This is a genomic window from Solemya pervernicosa gill symbiont (assembly GCF_002020875.1).
GTDB lineage: Bacteria > Pseudomonadota > Gammaproteobacteria.
In genome coordinates this window covers 12,772-27,595 of the sequence record NZ_MPRL01000031.1, presented here as the reverse complement: position 1 = coordinate 27,595, position 14,824 = coordinate 12,772, and the positions used below count along the sequence as shown (strand labels likewise).

Sequence of the window (14,824 nt, the reverse complement as noted above, 5' to 3'; positions counted from 1 at the left end):
GGGGCGCCGCAGGCATAAACGGTCGCGTGAAGTTTTTGCTGTTTGCTTGGGCTTGGATGCCCAAAACAAACTCTCGCAAAAATAGCGACTCCCCTATCTGGTCAAGGAGCTGCAGGAGAACAATGAGGTGCTGCAGCAGCGTGCCGCACAGCTGGCTGAGGAGATGACCGAGAACATTCGCGATAGTGCAGAACGTGACCGAATGCTGGCGGGGATCATCGAGCAGACCAGTGAGGCGATCATTACCACCAACCTCGACCGCAGCGTGGTGAACTGGAATCCTGCAGCAGAGCGGATGTTTGGTTATAGCAGCGAAGAGATGCATGGCCGCAAGTTTGATGAGCTGCAACTACCCAGCGAGCAACACTTCTGTGATAGCGATGAGCTGACCAATAACAACGACATTGAACGCTACGCAACCCAGAATGGCGGTTCGATCTATGTCCGCTCGATCAGTTCGATGCTGCTCGATGATGATGGGAACCATGTTGGCGAGACGCTGATCCTGCACGACATCAGTCAGGAGAAGGTGAGCCATGATCAGCTACTGCTGTGGGGTATGGTTTTCAAGCACAGCGGAGAGGCGATTCTCATTACTGATGCCGATAACCGCATCATCACCGTTAACCAGAGTTTTACCGACATCACCGGTTATGAGAACGATGAGGTGGTGGGCGAGTTTCCCGCCATACTCTCCTCTGGGCGGCACGACGAGGACTTCTATGCCGAAATGTGGGGGCAGGTTCAGGAGACGGGTTACTGGAAGGGGGAGATCTGGAACCGCCGCAAGGACGGTACCGTCTTCCCCGAGTGGCTCACCATTACCACACTGAGTGATGGTGCCGGTCATATCTGCAACTACATCGCCATCTTCTCCGACGCCACGAGCTACAAAGAGAAGGAGGAACGCATCCAGCATATGGCGCACCATGATGCACTCACTGGCCTGCCCAACCGCACCCTGATGCAGGACCGCCTGGAGATGGCGATCGCCAAGGCGAAACGTATCCATGGCAACGTAGCGATCCTCTTCATCGATCTCGATCGTTTTAAAGTGATCAACGACTCGCTCGGCCATCACTACGGCGATATGTTGCTCAAGATCGTCGCCAAGCGGCTCACCTCAGTGGTACGCGCCAGCGATACTGTCTGTCGTCAGGGCGGTGATGAGTTCATCATTATCCTGCCGGAGGTGGAGAGCATCGGTGATGTGGCGCATATTGCCGAGAAACTGCTAAAGAGCGTCTCTGAGGAGTGCCGGGTTGATAATGAGGTGCTCAAGGTATCGCCAAGTATCGGCATCAGTCTCTTCCCTGACGACGGCAACGATATCGCTACCCTGATCAAGAATGCCGATACGGCGATGTATCACGCCAAGGAGTCGGGGCGTGCCAACTTCCAGTTCTTTACCGAGCGTCTCAACCAGATATTGCTGCAGCGCATGGAAATTGAGCGTGAACTCTCGATGGCGATTCAACGCGAACAGCTCACCCTCCACTACCAGCCACAGATCGATCTGACGAGCGGCCAGGTCACAGGTGCCGAAGCACTGCTGCGCTGGAACCATCCTACGTTGGGCAGCGTTTCACCGATGAAGTTTATCCAGATCGCCGAGGAGGCGGGGCTGATCGGTGAGATCGGTGTCTGGGTGCTGGGGCAGGTGTTCGCCTTTGCTGCTCGTTGGAACAGACATCCGCAACTCTCGCAGCTGGTCTTCTCGGCCAACGTCTCCGCACGTCAGCTCGAGGATACCGCGTTTGCTGAGAGTGTTGAGAGGCTGCTCAACGAGAGCGGCTTCCCGGCAGATCGCCTGGAGCTGGAGATCACCGAGACGGCGATCATGGAAGATATCCAGCGCAGTATCCCACCGCTGACCGAACTGAAATCGCTCGGGGTAAAGATCGCGATTGATGATTTTGGCACCGGTTACTCCTCGCTAAACTACCTCAAGCGACTGCCGATCAGCCGACTCAAGATTGATCGCTCCTTTATCTCCGATATCCCCGAGGATAAGAGCGATGAGCGGATTACCCATGCGATTATCAACCTGGCGCAGAGCCTCAACCTTGAGGTGATTGCCGAGGGTGTTGAGAGTGAGGAACAGACCCGGTTCCTGATCGAAGCGGGGTGCCTGAACGCACAGGGTTTCTTCTATGCACGTCCCCTGGCTGAGCATGATTTTGTGGCGTTTGTCGAGCAGAGCAGCGTCACCAACAGCCCCTCTTAACACGCCGATTAGAACGCTTATTAAGACACACGGGTTATAGGCCTACACAACCACCCTAATCTTGACTAAAACAGTCGGGATAACTATAGCTTTATCACACCTGTGATTGACTGTTATGGAGGGTCGTACGATGAGAATTCGCACCACACTAGATCCGATCTCCCTCAAAGAGGTTCCTAACCCTGAGAGCCACCCCTGCGTCTATGAAGGGAGTGGTGAAGATGGACTGGAGATCTACTTTGAGAATGAAGAGAACCGCCAGACCTATCTGCACATGGAGTTACCCGACCACAAGGTGGTAGCCGGTAACGATACCGAGGACTACGTCGCTGAAGGTTAGGTATTGAGAGGTGGTTAACAGGGAGGTTGTGCCTCTCTTTACGAGGAGCAGCTGACCTCAATCGTGTTCGCCCAGTCGGGCGGCAGAGCTGCGTACTCGCTCATCTCCGCCTGTTCGCTAAAGGGATCGCGCAGCAGGCTCATGAGTCGATCAACCTCGCTGTAGTCGCCCTGTTCGGCACGTTCAATGGCGCTCTGTGCCAGGTAGTTACGTAATATGTATTTAGGATTAACCCGATCCATGCTCTGTTTGCGCAGCTCATCACGACTCCCTTCAGCGTGTAGACGCTTGCGGTAGTTGATTGTCCACTGATCAAAACCATCACGGTCGATGAACTGGTCGCGAAGGGGGCCATCGGCGTTCGGGTTGTCGAGCTGTAGGTCACTGAGTGTGCGGAACAGGTTGGTAAAATCGCAGCCACTCTCCTGCATCTGTTTCAGCAGTGATTGGACGAGTTGATCGTCATTCGTATCACTGCTTGTCAGTCCCAGTTTCTTCGCCAGACCGGCACTGTAGTGGCGATCGAAATGGGGCATGAACTCGGATAACGTCTCGTTGGCGTGTTCAGCGGCCTCCTTATTACTACCCTCAAACAGCGGCAGCAGCGCCTGGCCAAGACGACTGACATTCCAGCGTGCAATCATCGGCTGTGCGGCAAAGGCGTAGCGGCCGGTGTGGTCTGAGTGGTTGCAGATAAAGCTGGGGTCGTAGCTATCGAGAAAGCCAAAGGGTCCGTAGTCGATGGTCAGGCCGAGCAGTGACATGTTGTCGGTGTTCATCACGCCGTGCGCAAAACCGACCAGCTGCCAGCGGCTGATTAGCTCGGCGGTTCGACGGCTGACCTCACGAAACAGTTCGAGGTAACGATTGGGAGCGTCAGCGATCTCGGGAAAGAGGTGGTCGATGGCGTAGTCGGCGAGCTGTCTGAGCTCATCGTACTGGTTGCGATAGTAGAAGAGCTCGAAGTTACCAAAACGCAGGTGGCTGGGTGCCATGCGTAACAGCATCGCCCCCGACTCGAGGGATTCACGATAGACCTCCTCTTCGCTGCCGATTATGCAGAGGGCGCGGGTGGTCGGAATGTTAAGACCATGCATCGCCTCACTGCAGAGGTACTCTCGAATCGTCGAACGCAGTACGGCGCGACCATCGGCGCTGCGGGAGTAGGGTGTCTGTCCCGATCCCTTGAGCTGCAACTCCCAGCGCTTACCCTGACTGGTACGCACCTCACCCAGCAGAACGGCGCGCCCGTCACCAAGCTGTGGCACAAAATGACCAAACTGGTGGCCGGCGTAGATGGCGGCAAGCGGATCGGCCCCCGGCAGTATCCGGGCACCGTTGAAGTAGTCGACAAACTCGGCACGATGCGCCTCAGCCGGGTCGAGTTCAATGAGCTCAGCAGCCGTATGGTTAAAGCAGGCGAGATGGGGTCTATACAGCGGTGTCGGTGAGATGCGGGTGTGAAAGGCATCGGATAATCGTGCAAAGCTGTTATCAAATTGGAGTGATTCTAAGCGGGCCATGCCTCGATGGTGTGGGCGTGGGGGGTGTTATTCAACCACGGGGTTACTGCGGGTTTCGGTGCGAGATCGATGGACTGATCCCTGAGTGGCCTAGACGATGGAGGTGGCGACCGAGTAGCGGTTCTTGCCGGAACGTTTGGCAGCATACATCGCATCGTCCGCCTCGGTCAGAAGTGCATCGGGTGAGAGAACGTTATTGGGGAAGAAGCTGATACCGATACTGATACCGACGCGACACTCGATAGCATCAAACCGCATCGGTGTATTGATCTGTGTGATGAGCTTCTGTGCCACAGAGAGTGCATCGCCCTTCTGTTCCAGCTCGTTGATGATCACCGTGAACTCGTCACCCCCGATACGTGCCACCACATCCTCCTCACGGAGCGTCTCCTTGAAGCGCCGGCAGACCTCGATCAGCACCTTATCGCCAATATCGTGACCGTGAAGGTCGTTGATCGCCTTAAAGCCGTCGAGATCCATGAAAAATAGCGCCATCAGTTGACCGTTACGATCGGCGTGTTTCACTGAGTTGGCAAGCTGCTCGGTGAATACGGCGCGGTTAGGAAGGGCCGTGAGCGTGTCGTGGCTGGCGATAAAGGTCAGCGCCTCGGTTCGCTCCTCAACGCGTTGTTCCAGTTCAGACTCAAACTGGTTACGGAAGTTGATTTCGTGCTTGAGCCGAGTAGTGACGATATAGGCGATGGCTATGCTAATGATGACGCCGAGCAGCACCAGCACCAGGATGGTGTCGGTGGTGCGGTCGATGATCTGCTTGGTCTCTCTAATAGTGGCGCGCTTTTTTGCCTGCTTGAGGTCGATGAATTGCTGCATAAACCCCATCGCCTTGGCCTGACTGGGAATCGCCTCGTCGTAGAGAAGCCCGCGCGCCAGGTCAAATTGACCGTCTACAGCCAGTCGGATAACACGACTCTGCTTAATGCCGGTATTTATCGTCTGTTTGTCCTGTTCCCTGATCAGTGCCCGCTCATCGGTGCTGAGTTCCATCTTCAGCAGGACGTCGCGAAGGCGTAGGTAGTTACTGGCGGCGGCTGAGGCGCGCATCTGATGATCATCGAGTTCAAATGGGTCGCGTGTGAGCAGCATACTCTGCAGGGTAAGCGAGCGTTCGTGGGCGAGTTTTAGAAATTTATTGACGATCTCTATCTGTACGTCGCTAACGGTAACGACGCGATTGAGCTCTTTGGAGACGCGATGGGTCTGATAGAGGCTAAGCGAGGAGGTACCAACCAGAATGATGATTATGGTGATGAAAGCTGAGGCAATCTGTCTTGAACTGAAGTTAAAATGACTCTCTTTCATCACAATAAATGTCCGCTGCCCTTCCCAACAATGTCCGATGCCTAGACCTTGAAGCTAGCAGATGGCTTGTTAAATCGACAGTTTTTTACAATTTTAAATGTAATCGTCGCTATTGATTGCATAGAGTTAGTGTTAAACAGTAGTGGTTGTCCGACAGAGGAGTGGTGGCGGTGAATCAACGTAGCGTGTGTTCTGGAAGAGGAGTCGGCCGGGTGGCCGCAGCACTGGTGTTGACGCTGCTGATGGGTACGGCATCAGCAGGTTGGTGGGATAAGGGGCGCGAATTGCTGGAAGATTTCGGCGTCGAAGAGCAGGCATCCAGGGCACTGAGTGATGGTGAGATTGGTGATGGCCTAAAGGAGGCGCTACGTGTGGGTTCCGAACGGGTGGTGGGGCAGCTGGGACAGACCGACGGCTTCAATGGTGATCCGAAGATCCATATTCCACTGCCGAAGAGCCTGAAGAAGGTGAACAAGGCGCTCTCGGCCATCGGTATGGGTTCAATGCTGGATGATCTGGAGTTGAAGTTGAACCGCGCTGCCGAACGTGCGACACCCAAAGCGAAGCGGCTGTTTGTCGATGCGATCAGCGAGATGACGCTCGATGATGTGAAGAAGATATATAGCGGCCCTGATGACGCGGCGACACAGTATTTCCGCAGCAAGATGTCCGCACCGCTCAGCAAAGAGATGCTGCCGATCGTCGAAGGAACCCTCAATGAGGTGGGTGCGGTGAAGAGTTATGACCGAGTGGTTGGAAAGTATGAGTCGCTCCCCTTTGTCGGTGATGTGAAATCGGATCTCAACGGCTATGTGGTTGATAAGGGAATGGACGGTATCTTTCACTACCAGGCCAGGGAGGAAGCGGCCATCCGCAACAATCCAGCAGAACGAACCACTGAACTGCTGAAAAAAGTTTTTGGACGATGAGTGGTTTCAGTGATGTCTCGTTAAGCCCTCAAATTATGTGGTTTTATATCCGCTTCTCAGCGTCTAGACTCTAATCGTGTCAGGGACCCACTAACCGATAACCAAGGCCACTAAGAGCCAACAGGGGAGGCGGTTGGGTATGACGCACTACGGGAGTTATCTTCGCACCGCTCACCACGATTGCGGCTAGCTCCATCTCTCAAGGATATGAGCGCCTGTTGCCGGTACCTGTTGTGCCGAAGGCTCTGTGCGCGCATCGATATCGCTAGTCTTCGATTGCTGTAGCATCAGTGTCAGGTCGTGCTCAAGCATCAGGGTATTTTGCCACCAATATAGGATGGCAACCCTCTCTCGAGAGGCTTCATTTAGATATAAGTGAGTGAGCGATATGAAGCAGAAGATCACGCCCAACAACCGTGAAGTGAAACTTGCCGATGATGAGTTCATCGTCAGTAAGACTGATATCAAGGGACGGATCACCTACTGTAACCGCGTCTTTATGAAGATTGCCGGTTATAGCGAAAAGGAGCTTCTCAATACCCAGCACAACGTTGTGCGACACCCCGATATGCCGCGTAGCGTCTTCCGCTTTCTCTGGCAGACCCTGGAGCAGGGGCAGGAGTTCTTCGGTTTTGTAAAGAATATGACCTCCGATGGCTCCTACTATTGGGTCTTTGCCAATGTCACCCCCGACTACGATCGCAATGGTGATCTAAAAGGTTATTTTTCTGTCAGGCGGAAGCCGAAACAGGCAGCGATCGATGCACTTACACCGGTTTATCAAGAGATGCTGGCGATTGAGCAGCGTGTCGGTCCCCGTGAGGGGGATGGATGAGGCGATGAAGTTTCTGCTCGGAAAGCTAAAGGAGCTGAATACCAGTTACGAAGAGCTGGTATTCAACCTGCAAGCCTAATCTTGAGCACGGAGTCAGATATGTCTACAAACAAAAACTATGAGAACGGCGTCAGTAAGGGTGTTCCCTTCCTCAACACACAGTTCCTGATCGCCTGTATCGTCTTTACCCTGCTGGTGATGGGGCTGGCGATCTCCTCGATTATTAACCACGGACTGCATCTGGAAGAGCTGATCTTTCCCGGGATTGCAATCGTTTTTACCTGGTACGCCTGGTGGGCGGCTAAACGCCCTCTGAAGGGGTTGCAGAAGATTGAAGCGGTGCTTCGTGCCACCGCAAAGGGCGAGCTGCACCACCGTATTACTAATACCGGGGGGCTGGGTGAGATCGGCATCATCGCCTGGGAGCTGAACGATATGCTCGATCTGATGGAGACTTACTTTAAAGAGGTCAATACCTGCTTTTCCCGTGTCGGTGATGGGGTCTATAACCGCAAGGCGTATAGCGATGGCATCCCCGGTCAGCTGGCGCGTTCACTCGACGGTATCAACACTGCGATCGATGCGATGGCGGAGAATGTTTCCTATATTTCACGCAACAAACTCGCCTCTGATCTGCACAGAATCAACGCAACCAATCTGCTATCAAACCTAAAGCTCAATCAGAGTGATCTGATCTCGGTCACCGATGAGATGAATACGGTTGAACAGATAGCCGATGCCAATGTCACTATGACCGAGGAGAGTCGTGAGTCGGTCGGTTCGATCCGTGGGGCACTGAGCTCGATAGCGGGCAGCATGCAGAGCGTCTCTGAGTCGGTTGAAGCACTCAATGGCGAGAGCGTTGAGGTGGGTGAGTCGCTCTCGCTGATCTCCGAGATTGCCGATCAGACCAACCTGCTGGCGCTTAACGCGGCGATTGAGGCGGCAAGAGCCGGTGAGAGTGGACGCGGATTTGCTGTGGTAGCCGATGAGGTCAAGGCGCTCTCTGAGCGAACCAAACACGCCACGGTTGAGATTAATCAGACCATGACCAAGTTCCGTAATCGGGTTGAACAGATGCTGGAGGGTGCCAATACCACCCGCGGTCTGACCGACGAGGTCTCGACCAACATGGAGGCGTTCCACCAACGCTTCACCGAGCTGGCCGATGCCTCGCGCGATACCATCACTCGCATCAGTCATGCCAAGGATCTCGGTTTTGCATCTCTGATCAAGATCGATCACATCATCTACAAACAGAACGGCTACATGGCGCTGAGCAAGGGTGAGGATTCTGCCGAGGCGCAGGCCGTTTCGGTTGATCACACCTGTTGCCGCCTCGGTAAGTGGTACTACGAGGGTGTGGGTAAGCAACTGTTCGGACAGACGCGAGCCTTCAAGGCGTTGGAGGCACCGCACCGCAGTGTGCACGCCTATGTACAGGAAGCGCTGGCCGAGTCGCTGCTCGACTGGGAGGGCAACGAGGAGCTCAACCGAAGCCTGCTGCAACACATCGAAGCGGCAGAGCGCGCCAGTAGTGAGGTGATGGAACTGATCGATCAGATGGTGTTGGAGCGTCAGCAGGCGTAGCTGACACTGCTTGGAGTCTGAGCTAGAAATCCTTTACCGCGATCCACGGCTGATCGCGATCAATAAGCCGAGTGGATTGCTGGTCCATCGCAGTGCGATCGATCGGCACGAGACCCGCTTTGCCATCCAGTTGCTGCGTGACCAGATCGGACAACGCGTCTATCCACTGCACCGTCTCGATAAACCAACCTCCGGAGTACTGCTGTTTGCACTCGATAGCGAGACGGCCAGAGAGATGATGGCGCAGTTCCAGCAACACACGGTCGAGAAGCGCTACCTGGCAGTGGTGCGTGGTTATACCGAGGTTGAGGCCACCATCGACTATGCGCTCAAAGAGGAGCTCGACAAGACCACCGATCGTAAGGCGCGTCAGGATAAAGAAGCGCAGTCTGCAGTGACCCACTACCGACGATTGGCAACGGCGGAGTTGCCGATCTCCGATGGACGTTTTCCAACCAGCCGCTACTCTCTGATCGAGGCAAAACCTGAGACGGGGCGCAAGCACCAGATTCGTCGCCATATGAAACATATCTTTCATCCGATTGTTGGCGATACCAGCCACGGTGATGGGCGCCATAATCGAATCTTTCGTGACCACTTCAAATGCCACAGGCTGTTGCTGGCAGCCTCTGAGCTTGCCTTTACCCACCCGAGCGATGGTAAGCGAATCACGCTGCGTGCTACCGTTGGCGATGATTACAGTGCTGTGCTGGCGCATTTGAGCTGGAGAGATATTGTGGAGCACTCAGGGGCCGAATCTCCGCACTCCGCGGCTTAGCAGAACCACATACCCTTCCAGATGAGCGGCTCGATATTTATCTCACCAGCCGCCAAAATGGCGCCATGACGCAAACCCCCAACTCACTGGCCGAGATTGCCGCGCAGATCGAGCGCCTGGTCGCACAGGCTGAGCTGCTGCGCCACCGTGCCGTGGTGGTGGTCGCTGGTGAGCGAGAGTGGGGGCGTGCCGTGGTGGCGGCAGTTGATGTGGCCCCTTATCAGAAACGGCAGCTCTGGATCAGTAGTGAGCCGCCAGCGGGCGTTGACGCACTGCCTGCGGCAAAGGCACGTAAACAGTTGGGGCGTGAGCTTGATCTGCTGGTATTTGATGCCTACAGCGGTTTCGATCCCGATGCCTTCGGTGCCGTCAGTGGTAGCGTGCGAGCGGGTGGAGTTTTGCTGCTGTTAATACCGTCGCTTGCACAGTGGTCTGCCTTTGAAGATCCCGATAAGGAGCGCATTGCGGTCTATCCACACCGTGCGACCGATGTCAGTGGCCGACTGTTGCAGCGACTAACAACGTTAGTCCGCGAAAGCGGACTGCCGCTGATTGAGCAGGATCGACCGATGCATCCATTTGCCGTCGAGTCTGTCGTGGCAGTGACTCCGCCCTACCACGATGAGATCTACGCCACTGCCGATCAGCAACAGGCCGTTGAGGCGGTACTGCATACGGGATCCGGTCACCGACACCGACCGCTGGTTATTACCTCGGATCGTGGGCGCGGTAAAAGCGCCTCGCTCGGAATCGCAGCCGCAGAGCTGCTGAGAGAGAAGAGCCGTTCCATTATCGTTACCGCACCGCGGCGAGCTGCAGTCGATGCCCTGTTTGAGCATGCTGCAAAGTTGCTGGGGGTTGATTCAGCTCAGGGTAGCCGGCTTGAGTATCGGCAGGGTGTTATCGAATTCGTTGCACCCGATCGGCTGCTGCATGAACAACCGAAAGCTGATCTGCTACTGGTCGATGAGGCGGCGGCAATCCCGGCACCACTGTTGACGCAGATGGTGCGCCACTATTCACGTACCGTATTCGCCTCGACCATCCACGGCTACGAGGGGACGGGGCGTGGCTTTGCAGTTCGTTTCCAGAAGGTGCTCGATGCCGAGATGCCTGGCTGGCGTCAGCTGCGTATGCAGACGCCGATTCGCTGGTCGACGGGTGATCCACTGGAGCGGTTTGTCTTCCGCGCGCTGCTGCTGGATGCATCGCCGGTTGATGGTGATCAGCTCGCTACGTTGAGTCTGGATGAGTGCCATTTTGAAACAGTAGAGCGCGCTGCACTGCTGACAGGTGAGCCTCTGCTGGCTGAGCTGTTTGGTCTGCTGGTGCTGGCTCACTACCGCACCACACCGACCGATCTGCGCAATCTGCTTGATGGGCCCAATCTGAGTGTGGAGCTGGTGCGTTATCGCGGCCACGTTGTGGCCACCGCGCTGGTGGCGGCAGAGGGTGGATTTGATGCCGAGCTCTCTCAGGCAGTTTATGAGGGACGTCGTCGTGTGCGTGGCCATCTAATACCACAGTCGCTGGCGCTGCACGCCGGGTTTGTCGAGGCGCCGCAGCTGCGTTGTGCTCGTGTGATGCGTATCGCGGTTCATCCAGCCGTGCAGGGTCGAGGCATCGGTACGGCGCTGATCGAAAGATTATATGCAGCGGCCGAGCAGACAGGTTGTGACTACCTTGGTGCCAGCTTTGGAATGAGTGGTGAGCTGCTCGACTTCTGGCAGCGTGCCGCACTGAGACCACTGCGTATCGGTCTTAAACGAGAGGCGAGTAGTGGCGCCCACGCTGTGATGATGGCAAGCCCAATCACTGCGGCGGGCCGAGCGCTGATCGAAGCGGTTCACCAACGTTTAATCGATCAGCTGCCGCTACTGCTGACAGAGCCATTGAACGATCTGGAACCTGAGCTGGTGAGCCGCCTGTTGGCGGGCCATGCATCAAGTGAAACAGCGAGTGAGACGCTTGATGAGCAGGATCAGAGGGATCTGGCATCGTTTGTAAGTGGCAGCCGGGGGTATGAGCTCTGCATGGCGGCGATCCGTAAAAGGGTGCTAGTGGCAATCGATACTCCTGCACTGAGTGAAAATGAGCGCGCATTGCTGGTTGCCAAGGTGATTGAACAGGGGGGCTGGCCCAGGGTGGTTGAATCGATGGGTTTTGTTGGACGAGCGGCGGCTGAGGATGCGCTTCGTTGTGCCGTTAAACGTCTGCTGTAACAGAAAATTTCGTGATGAACTGTTTTGTCCAAATCATCACAGATGGTAAGGTTTGGGGTTCAATTGGAATATGTACAGATAACGGTCGTAACCACCACTAGAGTGATGGTCGGCTGCGGCAACACTCAGGAGGCGGTGTGACAAAGGTTCGGGTTCTGGTGGTCGACGATGCAGCGTTTATGCGCGACATCGTCAAGAAGGGGATGCGCTCTACCTATCCCGCCTTTCAACTCGATGAGGCGGCGCACGGCAAGCAGGCACAGACGATGATCGGCAAGAGCGATTACGATCTGATCCTCTGCGACTGGGAGATGCCGGAGATGAATGGTGCCGAGCTGCTGCAGTGGATTCGTGAGACCCCGGAGCACGCCCATCTGCCCTTTATCATGATCACCAGCCGTGGTGATAAAGAGAATGTGGTCGAGGCGATAAAGCTCAAGGTGAGCAACTACATCGTCAAACCCTTCACCAATGAGAAGCTGATCAATATCGCTACCGATGTGATGAGCAAGGCGATGAAGCTCTCTGCCAAACAGCTACAGGAGATCGGCGGCGCACGTCCCGACAAGATCCAGAGCGGATCGGTGGCGATCCTGACCGGTGGGCGCAGTGAGGTGGGGGGCTCTCGGGCGCCGTGCCGGTGGCGGAAAACGTCTCCAGTGCCAGGCCAAGAAGTGTGAAGCCGAAGGGTAAGGTGGTGGTGCAGCTACGTTTCAGTGGCGAGACGCTCGGTTGCCTGATCAAAGAGGTCAGCCAGCACCATATCCAGGGTGTGATCAAACGCAGTGAACATATCCCCGGCATCCTTGATCTGGCGGTTATCGACATCGAAGCAGCCGGTGATGTCTCCCGACTCAACGGCTTTATCCATACCCTGCAGGCGCGTGAAGATAGCCGCGAGACGGAGTTTGTGAATATCGATATCCGTCTGGTCGATCAGGACGACTCGGAGAAGATGGATCATCTGCAGCGTTTTATGAACAGCATCGCCTGACACGACCTTCGACATCGGCCTATAATGGCCCACATCAGACATCCCTAACCGAATAAGAATACCCATGTCCCTACCTATCATCATCTGTGACGACTCGAGCTTTGCACGCAAGCAGATTGCGCGTGCGCTGCCGCAGGATTGGGATGTTGAGGTGACCTACGCGGGTAACGGTCTCGAGGGTATCGAGGCACTACGTGCCGGCAAGGGCGATGTGATATTTCTTGATCTGACCATGCCCGAGCTCGATGGGTTTGGCGTGCTTGAAGCGATTAAGGATGAGGGAATCGAGGTCATCGCCATCGTTGTCTCGGGTGATATCCAGCCCGAGAGTCAGCGTCGTGTTGATGAGCTCGGTGCTGCTGCTTTTATCAAAAAGCCGGTCAGGGAAGAGGAGTTACTGCCGCTTCTAGATCGTTACGGCCTGCTCAAACAGGAGAGTACCGGCGATGGTGTGCGAGAGGAGGGGACGACCTTTCTCGACTGGTGTCAGGAGATATCCAACGTTGCGATGGGACGGGCCGCCGACCTGCTCGCGACCATGATCGGCGAAAACGTTGAGCTCTCTATTCCCAAGGTGAGCCAGATCGATTTCAGCGAGGTGATCACCGCACTGGAGCTGGCGACCGGTGGTGAGGGTTTCTCCGTCGTCGGTCAGGGTTTTATCGGTTCCGGAATTGCCGGTGAGACGATGCTGGTCTTCCACGACGCCGACATGATCGAGATCGCCCAGGTGATGCACTACACCGGCGATCTGGGGGAGAGCGATGAGGTGGAGCTGCTGATGGATGTCTCCAACGTCCTGGTCGGCGCCTACCTGAAGGGGCTGGCCGATCTGCTCGATATCCATTTCAGTCAGGGCCACCCGATGATTCAGCTGCACAACAAACAACTCAACTTCGGCCAGGGTAACAGCGGCGGTGGCCCGCGCCCGATTCTCGCCATCGAGCTCAGCTACACCATCGGCGAGAGTCGAGTGCAGGCCGATCAGCTGGTCCTGATCACCGAAGGATCGGTGCCTGAGCTGGCCAGTCGCGCCGAGATGGCACTGGGATAGCTATGGGCAATATGGACGAAATCAGAGAGCTGCACCTGTTGCTCGGCGTGTTACAGAACGTCGATGTCGGCCTGGTGGTGCTCGATCGTGACTACCGCATCACCCTCTGGAACGGTTTCATGGAGAACCACAGTGGTGTCAGCCCGGCCGATGCGATGGAGAGCCAGCTGTTTGAGCGCTTTCCCGATCTGCCCGAACAGTGGCTGCGTAACAAGGCGGAGTCTGTCTTTACCCTCAATAACCGCGCCTTCTCCAACTGGCGGCAGCGACCCTACCTGTTCAAATTCAATAGCTACCATCCGATCACCGGCCTCTCCGATACGATGTATCAGGATATGACCATCATTCCGATGGTCTCAATCAACGGTCAGGTCGATCACGTCTGCGTGATCATCTACGACGTGACCGAGATGGCGGTCGATGAGCAGCAGCTAAAACTGGTCAATGATGAGCTCGACCGTATCGGTCGTACCGATGGACTGACCCAGCTCTACAATCGCAGCGCCTGGGAGGAGCACCTCCACGAGGAGTTCAAACGCATGCAGCGTGGCGATAAGCAGTCGGTGCTGGTGATGTTCGATATCGATCACTTCAAACGCGTCAACGACGGTTATGGACATCAGGCGGGTGATGAGGTGATTCGAGCAACCTGCGATGCGCTACGCAAGGTAAAGCGTAGCTCCGACATTGCTGGGCGTTACGGTGGTGAGGAGTTTGCGGTAATCCTGGCCGATACCGATCGTGACGGCGGACGTTACTTTGCAGAGCGGCTGCGCAAGGCGATCGAAAAAAATAGCGTTGAGTACGGTAACGAGGAGATTCAATACACTATCAGTCTCGGTGTTGCCGAGTACAGCGGTGATATCACGCAGCACCTGGCGTGGCTGGAGCGTGCCGATCAGGCGCTCTACAAGTCGAAAGAGGGTGGACGAAATCAGGTAACGCTATTTGGTGAGTAGTGACTGAATCGATCTGACCAGCTCGAAAAACATAATAATGAAGGAGCTTAAAA

General features: G+C 55.5%; 13 protein-coding genes. 11 read left to right on the top strand and 2 right to left on the bottom strand.

All coding sequences use genetic code 11. The annotated features are described in order from the left end of the window. Positions 1-127: 127 nt before the first annotated feature. Positions 128-2,227, top strand: a complete 2,100-nt coding sequence (locus BOW52_RS08780) for a sensor domain-containing protein (RefSeq protein WP_078483707.1) — start codon at positions 128-130, stop codon at positions 2,225-2,227. A gap of 130 nt (positions 2,228-2,357) precedes the next feature. Further along, positions 2,358-2,567 (top strand): hypothetical protein, encoded by a 210-nt coding sequence (locus BOW52_RS08775; RefSeq protein WP_078483709.1) that lies wholly within the window; start codon positions 2,358-2,360, stop codon positions 2,565-2,567. Positions 2,568-2,605: 38 nt separating this feature from the next. On the opposite strand, the gene BOW52_RS08770 is transcribed toward BOW52_RS08775, so the two are convergent. Next, positions 2,606-4,090, bottom strand: coding sequence for a protein adenylyltransferase SelO (locus BOW52_RS08770; RefSeq protein WP_078483706.1), 1,485 nt, complete (start codon positions 4,088-4,090; stop codon positions 2,606-2,608). 90 nt (positions 4,091-4,180) lie between these two features. After that, positions 4,181-5,410: a diguanylate cyclase domain-containing protein gene (locus BOW52_RS08765; protein WP_078483705.1), complete on the bottom strand. Its 1,230-nt coding sequence runs from the start codon at positions 5,408-5,410 to the stop codon at positions 4,181-4,183. 170 nt (positions 5,411-5,580) lie between these two features. Between BOW52_RS08765 and BOW52_RS08760 the strand changes: the two genes are divergently transcribed. From BOW52_RS08760 to BOW52_RS08720, 9 genes are all read left to right on the top strand, one after another. Beyond that, positions 5,581-6,339 (top strand): DUF4197 domain-containing protein, encoded by a 759-nt coding sequence (locus BOW52_RS08760; protein ID WP_236725683.1) that lies wholly within the window; start codon positions 5,581-5,583, stop codon positions 6,337-6,339. Between the two features lie 388 nt (positions 6,340-6,727). Continuing rightward, complete coding sequence (locus BOW52_RS08755; protein ID WP_135622199.1) at positions 6,728-7,174, top strand: PAS domain-containing protein; 447 nt, start codon at positions 6,728-6,730, stop codon at positions 7,172-7,174. A gap of 99 nt (positions 7,175-7,273) precedes the next feature. After that, positions 7,274-8,764 (top strand): methyl-accepting chemotaxis protein, encoded by a 1,491-nt coding sequence (locus BOW52_RS17890; protein ID WP_135622197.1) that lies wholly within the window; start codon positions 7,274-7,276, stop codon positions 8,762-8,764. A gap of 10 nt (positions 8,765-8,774) precedes the next feature. After that, positions 8,775-9,542: a tRNA pseudouridine(65) synthase TruC gene (gene truC / locus BOW52_RS08745; protein ID WP_078483703.1), complete on the top strand. Its 768-nt coding sequence runs from the start codon at positions 8,775-8,777 to the stop codon at positions 9,540-9,542. 65 nt (positions 9,543-9,607) lie between these two features. Beyond that, positions 9,608-11,764, top strand: coding sequence for a tRNA(Met) cytidine acetyltransferase TmcA (locus BOW52_RS08740; protein ID WP_078483702.1), 2,157 nt, complete (start codon positions 9,608-9,610; stop codon positions 11,762-11,764). Between the two features lie 137 nt (positions 11,765-11,901). After that, entirely contained in the window at positions 11,902-12,444 is a 543-nt protein-coding gene (locus BOW52_RS08735) for a response regulator (RefSeq protein WP_078483701.1), read from the top strand. After that, positions 12,405-12,758, top strand: a complete 354-nt coding sequence (locus tag BOW52_RS08730; protein ID WP_135622195.1) for a hypothetical protein — start codon at positions 12,405-12,407, stop codon at positions 12,756-12,758. Before BOW52_RS08735 ends, BOW52_RS08730 begins: the two co-directional genes overlap by 40 nt. Before the next feature lie 64 nt (positions 12,759-12,822). After that, positions 12,823-13,812, top strand: coding sequence for a response regulator (locus BOW52_RS08725; protein WP_078483699.1), 990 nt, complete (start codon positions 12,823-12,825; stop codon positions 13,810-13,812). 2 nt (positions 13,813-13,814) lie between these two features. After that, positions 13,815-14,771, top strand: a complete 957-nt coding sequence (locus BOW52_RS08720; protein ID WP_078483698.1) for a sensor domain-containing diguanylate cyclase — start codon at positions 13,815-13,817, stop codon at positions 14,769-14,771. The last annotated feature ends 53 nt before the right edge of the window (positions 14,772-14,824 follow it).